Here is a 16,878-nt window from a genome sequence, read left to right as displayed (position 1 = left end):
CGGTGTGGGGAGCCGCCCCGAGCGGCGTTCTCAGCGGGCGCCGCCGGCGGCACCGCGGCGGATGCCCAGGCGGTCGACGAGCGTACGGAAGCGCTCGATGTCCTTCTTGGCCAGGTACTGGAGCAGACGACGACGCTGGCCGACCAGGATCAGCAGGCCACGACGCGAGTGGTGGTCGTGCTTGTGCATCTTCAGGTGCTCGGTCAGGTCCGAGATGCGACGGGAGAGCATGGCCACCTGGACCTCGGGGGAACCGGTGTCGCCCTCCTTCTGGCCGAACTCGGCGAAGATCTGCTTCTTGACGTCAGAGGCGAGAGCCACTGCAACTCCTTCGGGGTCTACCGAGCGGTCCTGGTCGACAGCACAGGACTCATCGAGAACTCGGTGTCGCGAGCACGGCCGACGCCCTGCGGCCCACGGGTGGGCTACGGACACACGGCTGCGCTCGGAGGCCAAGGGTACCCGATGCCACCACCGCTGTGGCCACGGCAGTGGTGGCATCACCGCGGACAGCGGTCAGCCGGTGGCGCCGCGGACCAGCCGGTAGACGTCCAGGACGGCGAGCGCCAGCGGGACCAGCGCGATCAGGGTGAGGCTGTCCACCAGGTCCAGGATGCGCCCCCAGAAGGGGGAGACCCCGAGCCGGGGCACCACCAGGGCGATCGCGGTGAGCAGCGCGGCGCCGAAGGCGATCGAGGCGGCCAGCCAGACGGTGCGCAGGTCCAGCTCGGTGGTGGAGCCGGCCGCCCGCAGGAAGAACTGCGGGGTGTGCAGGGAGAGCCCGACGATCAGCAGGCTCAGGCCGAGCAGGCCGGCCACGGTGAGGCTGAGCACCTGCGCGGTGTAGCGGAACAGCCGGGCGCGCAGCATCGCGGCGAGGCCGAGGGCGAGCGCGAGCAGCTCGGGGAAGGTCTCGTCGGTGAAGCCGAGGACGGCGCAGGCGCCGACCACGACCGCGGCGCAGCCGCCGACCAGGCCGACCAGCACCTCGTGGCCGCGGCGGGCCTGGTGCGCGATCTTCTCGTACTGGACGGCCTCGGCGCGCTCGGCCTCCTCGTCGTAGTCGCGGCTGCGGGTGCGGGTCTGGCCGGGGGCGCTGAAGCCGACCGGCAGCCGGGCGAAGCGGGCGGAGAGGCTGGGCAGGAAGCCGACGGCGGCGACGGCGGCGACGCCGGTGACGGCGGCGATGTGCCCGGCCGGGGTCCGCGGCAGCAGGACGGCCGCGAAGGTGGCGAGCGCGCCGGCGGTGAAGACCAGGGAGGCGGCGACGAACACCGCGTCCCGCTCCGGCAGCAGGCCGGTCAGCAGGATGGAGACCACCAGGGCCACGACGCAGCCGGTCAGGAACTGGAGCCGGCCGGGGCCGTCGCCCTGGTGGGCGACGGCGATGACGCCGCTGCCGCCGATCACGGCGTGCGGCAGCGCGCCGAGGCCGAGCGCGACGGCCGCGTGGGCGTCCTGGTAGACCCGGGCGCGGACTCCGGCGAGCGCGGTGAGCACGACGGCGGTGACGCCGGCCAGGATGCCGGGCAGCCCGTGCATGTCGTGGCGCAGGTCGGAGAACCAGAGCGCGAAGCCGAGCAGGGTGAGCAGCACCCCGGCGCCGATCAGGCCGAAGCCGCGCATCAGCTCGGCGGTCCAGAAGCGGCGATCGGCCTCGACGGCGCTGGCGATCGCGTCGGCGACGTCGTCGTAGACGGCGGGCGGGAGCGACTCGGCGAAGGGGCGCAGCGCCAGCAGGTCACCGTCCCGGACCTGCTGGGCGGCCAGTGGCAGGCCGCTGTCCAGCACCGTGCCGTCGCGGCGGACCAGGTGGAAGCCGGTGGGCGTGCCGTCCGGCTGGCTCTGGTTGGCCAGGCGCAGCACCTCGGGGTAGACGTCCGCGAGCGGGACGTCCTCGGGCAGGGCGACGTCGATCCGGCGGTCCGGGGCGACGACGGTCACCCGGCAGTAGCCGGTCGCGGCAGCGTTGGTCACGCTCCCACCTCGGTCCTTCGACGCACGTGGCGCTCCCCCTTGTTGACGGTGCCGAGGCCCGGCGGCGCTCGGTGTGGTGTGGAACCGGCCCGGCCGGGCCGCGAGTTGGCGCGGCGTTACCCTACCCGTTCGGTTCGTGCCCGGTGGCGGTGAGTACCGGGCCCTGGCGGGCGGTGCGGGGGCGACCGTTAGGATCGGCGCCTGCGCGAAGGTACGGGGGCTGCGCTGGGTGGGGCGTCCTCAGCCACCGGATTCCCGTACGGGCCGCACGCAATCGTGTGAGGGCTGATGCCGAAGTGATCGATCGACGCCGCGGGGTGGATGACACATGGGTGTGATCACGGTCAAGCGACCGGCCAGGGCTTATCCGCCCACCGTGCCGGACGAGCCGGTGGAACTGGTGAGCCCGCCCGAGCTGCCCCGGCAGGGCGGCGAGGACTGGCTGATGAGCATCCTGCCGATGCTCGGCATGGGCGGCTCGGCGGTGTTCTTCTTCTCACCGGGGGCGGCGGCCCCGATGAAGATCATGGGCGGTCTGATGATCGCCTCGACGCTCGGCATGGTGCTGGCGCAGATCGTCCGGGCGCGCAAGGGCGGTTCGACCGCGATGGCGGACGAGCGGCGCGACTACCTGAAGTACCTCCAGCAGACCCGCCGCCAGGTGCGCCGCACGGCGGAGCGCCAGCGTGGCGCGCTGCTGTTCCTGAACCCGGCGCCGGACCAGCTCTGGTCGATCGTCGAGGACGGCCGGCGGCTGTGGGAACGGCGCACCGGGGACGGCGACTTCGCGCAGATCCGGGTGGGCCTCGGGCCGGTGCAGCTGTCCACCCCGCTGGTGGCGCCGCAGACCGCGCCGATGGACGAGCTGGAGCCGCTGTCGGCGGCGGCGATGCACTCCTTCCTGAAGGCCCACGGCACCCTCCAGGACCTGCCGCTGGCGGTCTCGCTGCGGGCGTTCTACCACATCACGGTGTGCGGGGACCCTGACTCGGTGTACGGCAACGTGCGCGCGATGATCGCCCAGCTGACCACCCTGCACTCGCCGGACGACCTGATGGTGGCGGTCGCCGCCGCGCCCGGGGCGGCCGAGGAGTGGGAGTGGACCAAGTGGCTCCCGCACAACCAGCACCGCAAGGAGGCCGACGGCGCGGGTTCGCGCCGGCTGTTCGCGAGCGACCTCGGCGACCTGGAGTACCTGCTCCAGGACGAACTGGCCGGGCGTCAGCGCTTCGTGCGCGAGGTGGCGCCGCCGGCCGACCAGCCGCACCTGGTGATCGTCATGGACGGCGCCGGGGTGCCGCACGACTCGCTGCTGGCGAGCCCGGAGGGCGTGCAGGGCGTGACGGTCATCGAGGTGGTGCCGGGCGAGGTCGACGAGCCCAGCGGGCACCTGATGGTGACGGTCGGCGCCGAGGAGCTGGTGCTGCGCTCGGCCTCCGGGGCGACGTACTCCGGCAAGCCGGACCTGCTCTCGGTGTGGCAGTCCGAGGCACTGGCGCGGCAGTTGGCGCCGTACCGGATCTCGGCCGGCGGGGACGACGAGCCGCTGCTGTCCAACCTCGACTTCACCGACATGATGAACTCGGGCGACCCGGGCTCCTTCGACGTGGCCCGCAGCTGGCGCCCGCGCGCCCAGCACGAGCGGATGCGGGTGCCGCTCGGCGTCGGCGCCAACGGCGAGCACGTCTACCTGGACATCAAGGAGGCCGCGCTGGAGGGCATGGGCCCGCACGGCCTGTGCGTGGGCGCGACCGGTTCCGGCAAGTCGGAGCTGCTGCGCACGCTGGTGCTGGCCCTGGCGATGACCCACTCCTCGGAGATCCTGAACTTCGTCCTCGCCGACTTCAAGGGCGGTGCGACCTTCTCCGGCATGGCGGACATGCCGCACACCTCCGCGGTGATCACCAACCTGGAGGGCGAGCTCACCCTGGTCGACCGCATGCGCGACGCGATCGAGGGCGAGCTGCACCGCCGCCAGGAGCTGCTGCGCTCGGCGGGCAACTACGCCAACATCCACGAGTACGAGCGGGCCCGGGCGGCCGGCGCGGCGCTGGACCCGCTGCCCTCGCTGGTGCTGATCATCGACGAGTTCTCCGAACTCCTCACCGCCAAGCCCGACTTCATCGAGATGTTCATCCAGATCGGCCGGATCGGCCGGTCCCTGGGCGTGCACCTGCTGCTGGCCTCGCAGCGCCTGGAGGAGGGCAAGCTGCGCGGCCTGGACACCTATCTGTCGTACCGGATCGGTCTGCGCACCTTCTCGGCGGCGGAGTCCCGGGCGGCGATCGGTGTGCCGGACGCCTACCACCTGCCGCCGGTGCCGGGTGTCGGCTACCTCAAGTTCGGCGAGGACGTGATGGACCGGTTCAAGGCCGCCTACGTCTCGGGCCCGTACCGGGCGCCGGGGCAGCAGCGGTCGACCGGCGGGCAGCGGGTCGACGCGCGGCCGGTGGAGTTCACCGCGTCCTTCGTGGAGCTGCCGGACCCGGTGGAGGAGGAGGTCGCGCCGCAGGCCCCGGAGCAGGACGACGCGCTGGTGGACACCGTGCTGGACGTGTTCGTCCAGCGGATGGCCGGCCAGGGCCCGGCCGCGCACCAGGTGTGGCTGCCGCCGCTGGAGGACGCGCCGAGCATGGACCACCTGCTGCCGCCGCTCCAGGTGGTGCCGGATCGCGGGCTGACCGCGCCCGGCTACCCGGCGGGCCGGCTGCGGGTGCCGATCGGCATCGTGGACCGGCCGCGCGAGCAGAAGACGGACATCCTGGAGGTCGACTACGCGGGGGCGGCCGGCCACGGTCTGATCGTGGGCGGGCCCCGTTCGGGCAAGTCGACCGTGGTGCGCACCACGGTGGCCTCGTTCGGCCTCACCCACACCCCGCTGGAGGTGCAGTTCTACCTGCTCGACTTCGGTGCGGGCAGCTTCCAGTCGTTGGGCGGACTGCCGCACGTCGGCGGGGTCGCCGGGCGCCTGGACGTGGACAAGGTGCGCCGGATGGTCTCCGAGGTGCACGGGGTGCTGAACCGGCGCGAGGAGCTGTTCCGGGTCGCCGGGATCGACACCATCGCCACCTACCGGGCGCAGCGGGCGGCCGGGCGGCTGCCGGACGAGGCCTTCGGCGACGTCTTCCTGGTGGTCGACGGCTGGAACACCTTCAAGCAGGAGTTCGAGGCCCTGGAGCCGGTGATCAACGACATCGCCCAGCGCGGTCTCGGCTACGGCATCCACCTGATCATCACCGCGGCCCGGTACGCCGAGGTGCGCCCGGCGCTGAAGGACCTGCTGCAGAACCGCACCGAGCTGAAGCTCGGTGACGCGATGGAGTCCGAGGTCGACCGCCGGGTGGCACAAAACGTCCCGGCGCTGGCCGGTCGCGGCATCACCGCGGAGCGGCTGCACTTCCTGTCCGGCCTGCCGCGCCTGGACGGCTCCTCCTCGGTGGACGACCTCCAGGAGGGCGTGGCCGGGCTGGTCGGCGCCGTCGACGGGGCCTGGGCCGGCCCGCGCGCCCCGCAGGTGCGGATGCTGCCGGCGGTCCTGGACGGCCACTCGCTGCCGAAGGGCTTCGAGCACCCGGAGCGCGGCGTCGCCTTCGGCGTGGACGAGGCGGAGCTGGCGCCGGTCTTCGTCAACTTCGAGACCGACCCGCTGTTCATCGTCTTCGGCGACACCGAGTCCGGGAAGTCGGCGATGCTGCGGATGCTGATCAAGCAGATCACCGAGCGGTACACCCCCGACCAGGCGGGCATCGTGGTCGGCGACTACCGGCGCGCGCTGCTCGGCACGGTGCCGCCGGAGTACCTGGTGGAGTACGCGGCCGCGCAGCCGGCCATGGCGGCCATCGTGGAGATGCTGCGCGGGGCCTGCGCGCGCCGCCTGCCGGGCCCGGACGTGACCGCCGAGCAGCTGCGCAACCGGAGCTGGTACAGCGGCAAGGACATGTTCGTGATCGTCGACGACTACGAGCTGGTCGCGACGAGCTCGGGCAACCCGCTGGCCCCGCTGGCCGAGTTCCTGCCGTTCGCCCGCGACATCGGCCTGCGGGTGATCGTGGCCCGCAGCGCGGGCGGCGCCGGCCGCTCGCTGTACGAGCCGGTGCTCCAGCGGATGCGCGAGCTCGGCGGCCAGGGCGTGATCCTCTCCGGCAACCGGGACGAGGGTGCGCTGCTGGGGACGGTCAAGCCGCAGGCGCTGCCGCAGGGCCGGGGGGTCTTCGTGTCCCGCCGGATCACCGGCGGGCAGATGGTCCAGACGGGCTGGCTGCCGGTGGCGTGACGCCGCCGGTCGTCACGGAGGGTGATCGAAGGGGTCGGGCTCGCGGAGTCCGGCCCCTTCGGCGTCCCGGGTGCCGAAACGTTACCTAGATCTTTCCCGGCGGGGGCTGCGGTTCCCGTACCCGGCCCAGGAGCCGTCGGGAATTTTCGGAGCGCCTGGGCGTGTCGCCGTCCATCCGAAGCACAACCTTTGAATCGCGGCACGCTTCCCTTTGTTCACCTTCGATTCAATCGCGATGTGGCCGAGGTAACAAGTAGGACAAACCTCGCAATGACTGAACGTGATCATCGGATCGTATGCACAAGCGGTTCACCGCAACGGATTCCGAAGCAGTTCCGACGTTGACGCGGTCAAGACGCCCAAGGTTCCATTGCGGCCAGGGAGCGACCGGAAACCGGACACCGAGCAACCAGCCAGCGGAGGCGATACCGCTCCCACACCAGCACCGACAGAGCCGATCGGAAGCCACATGACCGACACGCTTCGCCCGCCACAGAACGTAGCGGCCCCGGCGGCCCCGGCGGCAGCGCCCCAGCAACTCAAGCGCTCGATCGGCGTCGTGGGCGGCACACTGCTCACGCTGTCCTGCGTCACCCCCGCCTCGACGCTCTTCGTGATCGTGCCGGAGCTGTTCTCCAGCATCGGCAGCGCCACCGCGCTGGCCATCGCGATCGGCACCGTGCTCTGCGTCGCGGTCGCGTTCTGCTACTCCGAACTCGGCACCCTGATCCCCAGCGCCGGCGGCGAGTACGCGATGGTCGGCACGCTGGCCGGGCGGCTGATGGGCTGGCTGGTCTTCGTGCTCTCGCTGATCGTGGTGATGATCGTCCCCTCCGTCATCGCCCTCGGCACCGCCGACTACCTCGCCCCGGTCATGCACCTGGACAAGGCCATGACCGGGGCCGCCGTGATGCTCGCCGCCACCCTGGCCGGCCTGCTCGACCTGCGCGCCAACGCCTGGATCACCGGCATCTTCCTGGTGCTGGAGGTCATCGCGGCCGGTGTGGTCTCGGTGCTCGGCTTCGCCCACACCAACAGCGGCGCCCCCAGCATGCTGCACGGCGTGATCACCGGGGCCGACGGCACCACCACCACGGTGAGCGTGGGCGCCATCGTCGGCGCGCTCGGCATCGCCCTGTTCATCACCCAGGGCTTCTCCACCGCGGTCTACCTGTCCGAGGAACTGGAGAACCCCCGCCGCAACGTCTCGCGCACCGTGCTGTGGACGCTCGGCATCTCCTCCGCGATCATCCTGGTCCCGGTCGTCGCCATCACCATGGGCGCCCCCGACCTGGCGACCCTGACCTCCGGCGACCTCTCCGGCCTGGTCACCGCCTGGAGCAACTCCGCGGTCGGCACCTTCATCAGCCTCTGCGTCGCGCTGGCCATCATCAACGCCGGCATCGTCATGGTCATCCAGAACTCCCGGGTGCTGTTCGCCTCCGCCCGTGACAAGGCCTGGCCGGAGCCGGTCAACAAGGCCTTCGGCACCCTCGGCCGGTTCGGCTCGCCGTGGATCGCCACCCTGGCGGTCGGCCTGCCCGGCGCCGCGCTCTGCTTCGTCAAGGGCGAGCTGCTGAGCAACATCACCGGCGTCGCCGTCACCGGGATGTACCTGCTGGTCGCGATCGCCGCGCTGCTCTCCCGCCGCGCCCACCACAAGCACGCCGCCGCCTGGCGGATGCCGCTGTGGCCGGCCATCCCGGTCGTCCTGATCGCGGTCCTGCTCTACGTGATCACCAAGCTGGACGCCGAGCCCCTGCTGTGGACCGGCGGCATCACCGCCGTCGCCACCCTCTACTGGCTGTTCTACCTGCGCCCCCGGCAGGACACCCGCTGGGTGATCAGCCTCCCCGAGGACCAGCAGGACTGACCGGACCGGCAGGACCGACCGCGACTGACCACCCCCCTCCCCCACACGTCGGTGCCCCGGACTCCCCCGCAGCCCGGGGCACCGACGTGTTCCGGTCCGCTACTTCTTCGACTTCCAGGCCGGGCTGACGGCGATCGCCTTCACCTGCTCCGGGGTGAGCAGCGGCCGGCCACCGGACACCTGGTACGCCAGCACCGACGTGCCGTCCGGACGCAGGACGTTCACCGTGAACGGCTTGTCCTTGCCGTCGGGGCTCCCGCCGACGGTGATCCGGCTCCCGTCGGGAAGGCTGTCCGCCTCCTTGAAGGACCGCTCGGTCAGGAGGTCGCCGCCCTGCGCCAGGTTCTCCACCCGCACCACCAGACTGCCGGTGGCCTGGCCCTGGGCCAGCTCGAAGGTGGCCATCAGCGGGTTGCCGAAACGCCCGGTCACCGTCACCCCCTGCGGCAGCAGACCGGTCAGCACCGCCTCCCGGTCGGCCAGCGACAGGCCGGGGTCGACCGCGTCCGTGTCGACGCCCTCGTACGGGATCGCCGCGACGACCCGGTCCCAGGACTTGTCGGTGACGACCGCCTTCAGCTGGTCGGGGGTGAGCGGCGGGTTGGGACGGCTGTCCGGCGCGCCCTTCTCCTGGGGCGAGTTCCACTCGCTCACGGAGACGCTCCGGCCGTCCGGGCCGGTCAGCGTGGCGAGCCATTCCTTGGTGTCGGCCCGGCCGTCCGCGTACTCGTACCCCTGGAACAGCAGGAGCTTGGAGCCGTCCGCCAGGACGGTGTCGGTGCAGGCGTCGACCCGGGACGCCTTGAGGTCCGACGGGCAGCCGGGCGGCTGCACCTGCTTGGGCCGGTTCTTCTGGATGTTGAGCTGGATCAGCGACTTGCCGTGGCCGTCGTCGAAGACCACGCTCGCCGAGGCGTAGGAGTCCTGCCGCTCGTTCTCGGTGCCGTGCCCCTTGGCCTCGGTGATCTCCCCCTTCGGCAGCAGGGCCCGGAAGGTGGCCAGCACCTCGTCGTCGGAGACCGGGGCCGGGGCCGTGGACTTCACCGAGGTCGGGGTGGCGGCCGCGGCGGCGGTGCCGTCGGCGGTGGCCACCGGGGCGGCGGCCGCGCTCACGGTGCCGGTGCCCTTGGCCACCGGGGCGGCGGCCGCGCTCACGGTGCCGGTGCCCTTGGCCCCCGGGGAGGTCAGGTACACCGCGCCGGTGCCCACCAGGGCCAGCGCGGCCGCGCCGCCCACCACGGCGGCGGCCGAGCGGCGGCGCCAGCGGCGGCGGCCGAGCCGGTAGCCGCCGGCCACCAGGTCGGCCCGCTCGGTGCGGAAGCCTTCTCCCGTGCGGGTGAGGGCGTAGAGAAGATCGTCCTCGAACTTGTCCGGTTCGGACATGGGTGTTCACCGTCTCCTTGCGTCGCGGGTTGCGGAAGTGCGGCAGATCGGGCGGCCGACGGCCTCAGCGGGCGGCCAGTTCGGCGAAGGAGTCGCCGAGCAGGGCCCGCAACCGGGCCAGGGCCCGGGTGGTGCGGGTGCGGACGGCGCCGGAGGAGACCCGCATGACCTCGGCGGTCTCCTCGACGCTGCGGTCCTCCCAGTAGCGCAGCACCAGGACCGCGCGGTCCTTGGGCGGCATCCGGCCGAGCGCGTCGAGGAGGGTCAGCCGCAGGGTGCTGTCGGTTTCCCGTCCCTCCGGCTCCGGCAGGGCGTCGCTGGGGCGCTCGCCGCTGGAACGGAGGCGCCGCTGGGCCAGGAAGGTGCGCACCATGACGGTGTGGGTGTAGGCCGCCGGATTGTCGATCCGGCCCCGGCCGGTGAAGGCGCTGCGCCGCCACAGCACGTACATCCGGCTGAGGGCCTCCTGCACCAGGTCCTCGGCGTAGTGGGTGTCGCCGCTGGTGAGCAGACAGGCCGATCGGTACAGGTGCCCGGTCCGGCCGGAGACGAGTTCCAGGAACTCGGCGTCCTTGGCCTCCCGGCCCGACCTGCTCCACCCCATGCGCCCTGCCCCCCGCCGTCCGCCCTCCCTGACACTTCATCGATGCGGTGGGCGGGCGGCGGTGTTACACGGGTCCGGGCGATTCTTCGGCCCGACGGTCCCGGAGGTTCAGTCGGCGGACTTGCGCCGGTGGTCGCGCAGCACCACGCCACCGCCGATCAGCAGGGCGACCAGCAGCGCGCCGACGCCGAGGACGTACGTCGCGGTGCGGCCGTCGCGATCGGCCTGGGTCTCGCCCAGGCCCACCGGGCGCGGCACGATCGGCGCGGCGGCGAGCTGCACCGGGGCGTCCGGGGTGGCCGCGAAGGGCGCGTCGGCGGGGGCCTTGGTGACGGCCTTGACCGGGTCCACGACACCCCAGCCGATGAACCTGTCCGGCTCGCGCTGGGTGCGCTGCGCGGTCTGCTCGATCCAGGCCCGGACCTGGGCCGGCTTCCAGTCCGGGTGGGCGCCGACCAGCAGCGCGGCGAGGCCGGAGACGTACGGGGCGGCGAAGCTGGTGCCGTTGTCCACGCACTGGCCGCTCCCGGGCACGGTGGACAGCATGTCGACACCGGGCGCGGCGACCTTCACGAAGTCGCCGTACTGGGAGAACGGCGCGCGCTCGTTGTTGCGGTCCGAGGCGCCGACGGCCAGCACGGTCGGGAAGGCGCCGGGATAGGTGTCGCCCTCCTTGCCGTCGTTCCCGGTCGAGGCGACCACCACGACGTTCTTCGCCTCGGCCTCCTCGACGGCCGCCTTCAGGTCCTGGTAGCCGCCGAAGCGGGCGTCTCCCGCGCCCCGCACGTCCTGGGAGATGTTGATGACCCGGGCGCCCCGCTTGACCGCCTCCTTGATCGCCGTGACCAGGGTGGAGACGTCGCCGTTGCCCTCGCTGTCGTTCTGCCGGACCGACAGGATCCGGGCGTCCGGGGCCAGCCCGACGAAGCCGGTGGTCCTGCTGGGACGTGCCGCGATGATCCCGGCCACCTTGGTGCCGTGGCCGACCGGGTCCTCGATGGACTTGCCCTGGATCGCTTCCTTGGTCTCCCTGTTGACCAGCAGGTTCGGGCCCTCGTCGACCTTGCCGGTCAGCTGCGGGTTGTTGACGTCCACACCCGTGTCGATGACCGCGACCGTCACCTTGTCGCCGGTGGTCCTCCCGCCCTGCCACAACTCGTCCAGCAGCAGCCGCTGGAGCGACCACGGCACGGTCTGCACCTCGGGCGCGGGCTTGGGGCAGTCGCCGGCCGCGGCCAGTCCGGGGCCTCCCTCGGCGTACGCCGGGGCGGCGAGCGGGCCGCCCAGCACCGCGAGCGCGGCGAGCGCCGCGGCCGCCTTCCGGTACCCGTGTCGGGCCACCCTGCCACCCCTCATGTCGTCCACCCCTGCCGCGCGTCGGGGGCGGGTGCCCGGAATCCGGGTACCCGCCCCCTGTCGTTCCCTACGGAACCCGAACGTCAGCCCCAGAGCCTGGCGTTGGCGTCCTCGGTCGTCTTGTAGCTCTGCGCGGCCTGCTCCAGCGAGTTCGCGATCTGGGTGCAGGTCTGCTGGAGGTCGGCGGCCTTGGAGTCCCACACGGCCTGGTGGGCCTGGTAGCCCTGCTGGGCGGCACCCTGCCAGCTGGAGGCGATCCGGGTCACGTTGCCCTTGAGGTCGTTCAGCAGGTGGTCGATGCGGCTCGCCGAAGCCTTGACCTCCTCGGCCGCCTGGTGGACGGTCTGGAAGTTGACGAGAATGTGGTCGGACACGTTGTCTCCCTTGACGAGGGTGCGGAGCGCCGCGCGGCAGGCGGCGGGCGCTCCGCAGTGCGGTGGATCAGGACGGGAAGGCGATCAGCGCAGGTGTGTTCGACGCGAGCGCGTCGGTCAGCCCTGGGCGGAGGAGAACATCGCCTTCTGCTCCTCTTCGGTGGCGGCGTACTGCTTGGTGGTCAGCTCGATCGCGTGCTTGATCGCTTCCAGCGACGCCCTGAGCGCGGCGATGTCCTCGTTGACCCGGCCCTGCAGACTCGTGTAGGCGGTCGCCGCCTGGCCCTGCCAACCGCTGGTGACGCTGGTGACCGTGTTGATCAGCTTGGTCTTCTCAGCCTCGATCTTGCCGATGGCCTCTTCGATCTGCTTGGCGAAAGCCAGCATCTCCTGAGCAGTCATCGTGAACTGACCAGCCATGCTCCACCGTCCCCCATGAGACAACATTTACGTGCACGGAGGGCCCGGTGGGCCGACCGTCGCATCACCGAGGTGATGCCAGCAGCACTGTAGTCGGCACACGCAGCTCACCCAACACCGAGTGCTGACTAGTTACCAGACCATGACACGGGGTCCAATTCGGTTGCCCCGCCCGGCCGGTCAGGCGTTCTGCGGCTGGGCGGCGGCCTTCGCCGTCAACGGCGGGCCCGCCGGGACCAGGTCGGACCACTCCTTCGGGACCAGCAGCGGCTGGACGCCCTGGTAGCCCAACCGGGCCTGGTTGGCGCCCGGTTCGTCCTTCTGCTGCTCCGGCTCCTGGGACGGCGCCCCCGGAGCCGGCGTGGCGCTCGGCTGCGGCGCCGACGGCTTCGGCGTGCCGCCCTGGCCGGGCTGCGGCGAGGCGGTGGAACGCTGGCTGCCGTCGCCGTTGGCCGGGACGGAGTAGCGCAACCCGGTCTCGGTGATCAGGAAGTCGGACCCGGAACCGCCCGTGGAGGCGTCCAGCGAGCGGTAGAACAGCCCGCGCCCGGGGGTCACGTACGCCGCCCCGGCTCCGTTGTTGTACGGCGCGGGGTACGAAGTCCCGGACCAGACCGAGCGCTTGGCCGTCTTCCCGTCCTCGGCGAAACCGTCGAAGGTGCTGCACACGACCATCCGGGCGTCCTGGCGGTCCTGCCAGTTGTTCACCGGGGCACCGGTCTTCAGCGGCCAGTCCGGCGCGGTGCCCTTCAGCGGGACGTCGCCGCCCAGCTTGGAGAGGTCGGCCGGGCCCATCTCGTCACTGCGCGGCTTCTTGTCCTGGTCGTACTTGTAGAGCATCTGGTAGGCCGGGTTCTGCCGGATCAGCTCCGCCTGGAACGGGGTGACCAGGTAGAGCTGCTCCTTGCCGACCACGTAGTGGCGGTCCTGGTAGTGGACCAGCCGGCCGACCCGGCGGTCGGCCTGGCTGCTCAACTCCACCTTGGAGTTGGGGGCCTGGCTGTCGGCGACCCCCTCGACCTGCGGAAAGGTGATCTCGGTCCCCTTCGCCAGGGTGTCGAGCCACTCCCGCTTGACCCGCTGCGGCACCGCGTTGGGTCCGAACACCGCGGTGATCAGCGCCTTGCGCTCCTTCTCGTCCGACTGCGGGGAGCCGATCTGGTGCTTGCGCCCCTGCGCGTCGACCAGGTACACCACCGGGCCCGCGGCGGCCGGCTGACCGGACGCCGGCGCCGCCGAGATCTGCTGCTCGTCGGCCTGCTGCACCAGCATCAGCTGGTCCGGGCCGAGCATCCGGTCCTTGGCCGCCAGCTTCGTCGAGTCCTCGCCGCCCGCCACGAACACCGCCTGGTTGACGGTCTCCTGCTTGTCGTCCGAGCCCGGGCGGTCGCAGACCGTCCACTTCATCGACTGGCTCGCCTTGTCCTTGCCCGGCAGCTTGTCCGGCGCGTACGGGATGCCGATCGTCGGACCGTGGTGGGGGTACCGGTCGAGCACCCCGTCGTCGACCACCACGACCTTGGCGTCGGCGGGCAGCACCAGCCGCGCCGAGGACATGTTGAGCACCTGGTGCAGCCGCTTGGTCTTGTTGTCCGGGTCGGTGAGCACCACGTACCGGGTGGTCGACTGCTTGCCCTGGATGATGTTCTTGCCGTCGTCCCACTTCACCGGCGCGGCCGGCTTGAAGACCCCCCAGAGCCCGAAGCCGGCCACGATCACCGCCCCCGCCAGCACGCTCGGCAGCACCGCCTTCACCGGACGCGGCGCGTCCTCGTCGCTGCCGCCCCCGGCGGGCAGCAGGAAGGCGCCCACCGTGCGCTTGCGGGCGAAGGTGTAGGCGTTCAGCTCGTCCCGGCGCGATGCCATCCTCGTCGTCCCCCTCGTCAGACCTTGCCGGACCTCGTCGGGCCGGCCTGCCCCGGTCACCCACCGGGCACGAACCGGCGCGAACCCTCTACGATGCGGCAGCAGACGGTGAGTACGGTACGGGTACGGTCCGCGACACAGCCAGCCGGGCCGCGACAACCGATTCAGAGAGGGCCACCGGGGGATGCCAAGCCAGACCGCTCCAGGACGCCGCCGCAGTACGGGCGGTGGCAGGTCGCGCCGGGCCGGCCGGGCGCAGGCCGCGCCGCCGGCCGAGGCCGGCGGCGACCGACCGCAGCCGACCGGCACCGGGGGCGGCGGCGCCGTCCAGGTCCGGGTCAATCCCCGACCGGGGCTGCTCGGCGGGCGGTTGAGGCTCCAGCAGCTCGTCCTGGTCGAGGTCGCGGCGGCCCTGGTCGCCGTCGGCTGGACGATCAGCCGGCCGGTCGCGGCCGGCTTCGGCGTGGTCGCGCTGGTCCTGCTCGTTCTCGCGGTCGTTCCGGTGCGCGGCCGCACCCTGCCGGAGCTGCTGAGGGTCCGCGCCGCCCTCAAGTCCCGCCGCAAGCAGGCCAGGACGCTGCTGCCGCCGGCCGGCACCGACCCGGGCCTGGCGCCCGCGCTGGAACTCGAACCGGCGCTGCGCACCTGCACCCACGCCACCGAGGCCGAGTTCGGCGGCCGGCCGGTCCGCCGGGAGACCGGCATGGTCGGCGACGGCACCTTCCTCAGTTCGGTGCTGCTCGTCCAGGCCAAGGACCAGCCGCTGCGCCCGGCGCGCACCGCGCTGCCGCTGCCGCTGGACGTGGTCTGCTCGGCGCTCACGGTGGACGACATCACCCTGGAGTCGGTGCAGCTGGTCCAGCACACCCAGCCGGCCCCGGCCCAGCACCTGCCCGAGCAGTCGCTGGCCGCCCGCGCCTACCGCGAGCTGCCGGACGGCACCTCCACCCCCGGGCTGCGGCTGACCTGGGTCGCGCTCAAGCTCGACCCGGAGCGCGCGGCGACCGCCGTGCGGGCCCGCGGCGGCGGCGAGGAGGGCGCCCGCAAGGCGCTGCAGCGGGTCACCGACCAGCTGGCCGGGCGGCTCAACAGCGCCGGGTTCAACGCGACCGTGCTGGACGAACGCGAGCTGATCGCCGCGCTGGCCATCTCCACCTGCGCCAACCCGATCGCGGTGGCGGGCCGCCAGGGCACCGGCAGCGGCAGCGGCGGCACCACCCGCCGCACCCAGGAGGGCAACCGGTTCTGGCGGATCGACGACCGCTGGCACACCACCTACTGGATCTCCCGCTGGCCGCAGCTGAGCCGCCCCGACGGTTCCGCCGGCCGGATCGCGGCACCGGACCTGGTCAACCTCGTCACCGGCTCCCCGGCACTCGCCAGCACCTTCAGCCTCACCGCCGGACACGGCACCGGCGGCTCGGTGACCGTCAGCGGGCACCTGCGGGTGACCGGACGCAACGAGGACGAGGTCGGGCAGGTCGGCCGCCTGGTGGAGACCCGCGCCCAGAGCGCCGGCCTCGGCCTGGTCCGGCTCGACCTGGAGCAGGCCCCCGGCGTGCTCGCCACCCTGCCGCTCGGAGGGGCTTCCTGATGGCGTACCAGATCTACCCCTCCCTCGCCCCGCAGCCCGGCGCCGAGCAGCGCCGGACCCGGCCGCGGATCCTGCCCGGCTTCGGGCTGCGCGGCCCCCGCCGGGAGAAGCACGTGCTGGAAGCGGCCGACCTCACGGCGCTGGCCTTCCCGGTCGGCGACGACGGCGTGGTGATCGGCGTCGACCCGCACGGCCTGCCCGCGGTGCTCGGCCTGTTCCGCCCGACCTCGTACGACCTGGTGCTGGTCGGCGGCATGTGGACGGCGCAGATCATCGCGCTGCGGGCGGCGGCGATCGGCGCCCGGGTCGCGGTGGAGACCGCCCGCGGCCAGCTGTGGGGCCCGATGGCCCAGGCGGCCGGCGGCGGCCAGCCCTGCGTGACGGTCCACCAGGTCGGCCGGCTCGGCCCGCAGGGCGCCTCGGTGGCCTCACCCGTGCTGGTGGTACGCGACCTCGGCGCCCGCCCGCCGCGCAGCCGGCTCTCCTCCGCGCCCTGGCAGACCACCCTGACGCTGCTGCCCTACCTGGGCCCGAACGCCTCCCGGGTGCTGAACGCGGCCGACCTGGTCGGAGTGCAGCGGATCTCGCCCCAGGAGGCGGAACTGACCGGCCGGGTGCTGTCGCTGCCGCCGGAGGACGTGGCCGCGCTGCCCACCCTCGGCGACGACCTGACCCTGTGGGCGACCCGGATGCGCCGTCAGTACGTACGGGCCGTGGCCGGGCAGGCCGAACAGCAGGTCCTCGGCGGGCCGCGAAGGATGGACTGAGCGTCGGCTCGCCGCACCCGGCGGGCCCGCGGGGAGCGAAGCCGCCTTCAGCGGGGGTTGCCGTACGGCCTAGTCTTTGATGCGGCAACGGCACCGCTGAACAAGCGGCGGCGAACACGAGGGAGCCAGAAGTGAGTAGCGATCGGGACGGCGTCTACGTCGGCGACAACGCGGCGGAGGACGACGACGACTGGTCGGCGGTGACCGGGACCGTCACGGCGGCGGTCACCTGGGCGAGGGCCGCCAGCGCGCGGTCGCGGTCGAGGCTGTCGCCGTCGACGCTCCCCAGCGCCCAGGCGACCCCGGCGCTGGTGGTGGCGACGGCCGGGGCGCCGGCGGCCTCTAATTATATGTCGCTCGCGGCGTCCGAGGATTTTGGGAGTGTATATGT

General features: G+C 72.5%; 12 protein-coding genes and 1 pseudogene. 4 read left to right on the top strand and 9 right to left on the bottom strand.

The window, feature by feature from the left end:
• Positions 1 to 30 precede the first annotated feature (30 nt).
• Positions 31 to 321 (bottom strand): 30S ribosomal protein S15, encoded by a 291-nt coding sequence (rpsO, locus tag ACFRMQ_RS23475; protein ID WP_380732529.1) that lies wholly within the window; start codon positions 319 to 321, stop codon positions 31 to 33.
• Between the two features lie 195 nt (positions 322 to 516).
• A complete protein-coding gene (eccD, locus tag ACFRMQ_RS23470) occupies positions 517 to 1,977 on the bottom strand; it encodes a type VII secretion integral membrane protein EccD (RefSeq protein WP_380732528.1) in 1,461 nt (486 codons plus the stop codon).
• Positions 1,978 to 2,305: 328 nt separating this feature from the next.
• Between eccD and eccCa the strand changes: the two genes are divergently transcribed.
• The gene (gene eccCa / locus ACFRMQ_RS23465; RefSeq protein WP_380732527.1) at positions 2,306 to 6,250 is read left to right on the top strand and encodes a type VII secretion protein EccCa; all 3,945 of its coding nucleotides are present in this window, start codon (positions 2,306 to 2,308) and stop codon (positions 6,248 to 6,250) included.
• A 469-nt stretch (positions 6,251 to 6,719) separates the two neighbouring features.
• Positions 6,720 to 8,123 (top strand): APC family permease, encoded by a 1,404-nt coding sequence (locus ACFRMQ_RS23460; RefSeq protein ID WP_380732526.1) that lies wholly within the window; start codon positions 6,720 to 6,722, stop codon positions 8,121 to 8,123.
• Positions 8,124 to 8,222: 99 nt separating this feature from the next.
• Here ACFRMQ_RS23460 and ACFRMQ_RS23455 read toward each other — a convergent pair whose 3' ends face one another.
• From ACFRMQ_RS23455 to ACFRMQ_RS23430, 6 genes are all read right to left on the bottom strand, one after another.
• On the bottom strand, positions 8,223 to 9,506 hold the full coding sequence (locus tag ACFRMQ_RS23455; protein ID WP_380732525.1) for a hypothetical protein: 1,284 nt from the start codon (positions 9,504 to 9,506) through the stop codon (positions 8,223 to 8,225).
• A 64-nt stretch (positions 9,507 to 9,570) separates the two neighbouring features.
• Positions 9,571 to 10,110: a SigE family RNA polymerase sigma factor gene (locus tag ACFRMQ_RS23450; RefSeq protein WP_380732524.1), complete on the bottom strand. Its 540-nt coding sequence runs from the start codon at positions 10,108 to 10,110 to the stop codon at positions 9,571 to 9,573.
• Positions 10,111 to 10,218: 108 nt separating this feature from the next.
• Positions 10,219 to 11,466, bottom strand: coding sequence for a type VII secretion-associated serine protease mycosin (gene mycP / locus ACFRMQ_RS23445; RefSeq protein ID WP_380732523.1), 1,248 nt, complete (start codon positions 11,464 to 11,466; stop codon positions 10,219 to 10,221).
• Between the two features lie 83 nt (positions 11,467 to 11,549).
• Positions 11,550 to 11,840, bottom strand: coding sequence for a WXG100 family type VII secretion target (locus ACFRMQ_RS23440; RefSeq protein ID WP_380698814.1), 291 nt, complete (start codon positions 11,838 to 11,840; stop codon positions 11,550 to 11,552).
• Between the two features lie 117 nt (positions 11,841 to 11,957).
• Positions 11,958 to 12,242 carry a WXG100 family type VII secretion target gene (locus tag ACFRMQ_RS23435; RefSeq protein ID WP_380732522.1) on the bottom strand — a complete coding sequence of 95 codons (285 nt, stop codon included), beginning with the start codon at positions 12,240 to 12,242 and terminating at the stop codon, positions 11,958 to 11,960.
• Positions 12,243 to 12,440: 198 nt separating this feature from the next.
• The gene (locus ACFRMQ_RS23430; protein WP_380732521.1) at positions 12,441 to 14,126 is read right to left on the bottom strand and encodes a type VII secretion protein EccB; all 1,686 of its coding nucleotides are present in this window, start codon (positions 14,124 to 14,126) and stop codon (positions 12,441 to 12,443) included.
• A gap of 184 nt (positions 14,127 to 14,310) precedes the next feature.
• Here ACFRMQ_RS23430 and eccE point away from each other — a divergent pair, with 184 nt between their 5' ends.
• Positions 14,311 to 15,720, top strand: coding sequence for a type VII secretion protein EccE (eccE, locus tag ACFRMQ_RS23425; protein ID WP_380732520.1), 1,410 nt, complete (start codon positions 14,311 to 14,313; stop codon positions 15,718 to 15,720).
• On the top strand, positions 15,720 to 16,487 hold the full coding sequence (locus ACFRMQ_RS23420) for a hypothetical protein (protein ID WP_380732519.1): 768 nt from the start codon (positions 15,720 to 15,722) through the stop codon (positions 16,485 to 16,487). The genes eccE and ACFRMQ_RS23420 overlap by 1 nt, the downstream gene beginning before the upstream one ends.
• A gap of 193 nt (positions 16,488 to 16,680) precedes the next feature.
• Here the strand turns inward: ACFRMQ_RS23420 and ACFRMQ_RS23415 are convergent.
• Positions 16,681 to 16,833: pseudogene (locus tag ACFRMQ_RS23415) on the bottom strand (isocitrate lyase/phosphoenolpyruvate mutase family protein); the annotation flags it as partial.
• Positions 16,834 to 16,878: the final 45 nt, after the last annotated feature.

The sequence above is a fragment of the Kitasatospora sp. NPDC056783 genome (assembly GCF_042789895.1).
Taxonomy (GTDB): Bacteria; Actinomycetota; Actinomycetes; order Streptomycetales; family Streptomycetaceae; genus Kitasatospora.
This window is presented reverse-complemented; position numbering and strand designations above follow the sequence as displayed.

Coding starts and splice junctions, on each gene's coding strand:
- ACFRMQ_RS23435 (WP_380732522.1), bottom strand. CDS start 12,242: ATGACTGCTCAGGAGATGCTGGCTTTCGCCAAGCAGATCGAAGAGGCC.
- mycP (WP_380732523.1), bottom strand. CDS start 11,466: ATGAGGGGTGGCAGGGTGGCCCGACACGGGTACCGGAAGGCGGCCGCG.
- ACFRMQ_RS23455 (WP_380732525.1), bottom strand. CDS start 9,506: ATGTCCGAACCGGACAAGTTCGAGGACGATCTTCTCTACGCCCTCACC.
- eccCa (WP_380732527.1), top strand. CDS start 2,306: ATGGGTGTGATCACGGTCAAGCGACCGGCCAGGGCTTATCCGCCCACC.
- ACFRMQ_RS23430 (WP_380732521.1), bottom strand. CDS start 14,126: ATGGCATCGCGCCGGGACGAGCTGAACGCCTACACCTTCGCCCGCAAG.
- ACFRMQ_RS23420 (WP_380732519.1), top strand. CDS start 15,720: ATGGCGTACCAGATCTACCCCTCCCTCGCCCCGCAGCCCGGCGCCGAG.
- eccE (WP_380732520.1), top strand. CDS start 14,311: ATGCCAAGCCAGACCGCTCCAGGACGCCGCCGCAGTACGGGCGGTGGC.
- ACFRMQ_RS23460 (WP_380732526.1), top strand. CDS start 6,720: ATGACCGACACGCTTCGCCCGCCACAGAACGTAGCGGCCCCGGCGGCC.
- ACFRMQ_RS23450 (WP_380732524.1), bottom strand. CDS start 10,110: ATGGGGTGGAGCAGGTCGGGCCGGGAGGCCAAGGACGCCGAGTTCCTG.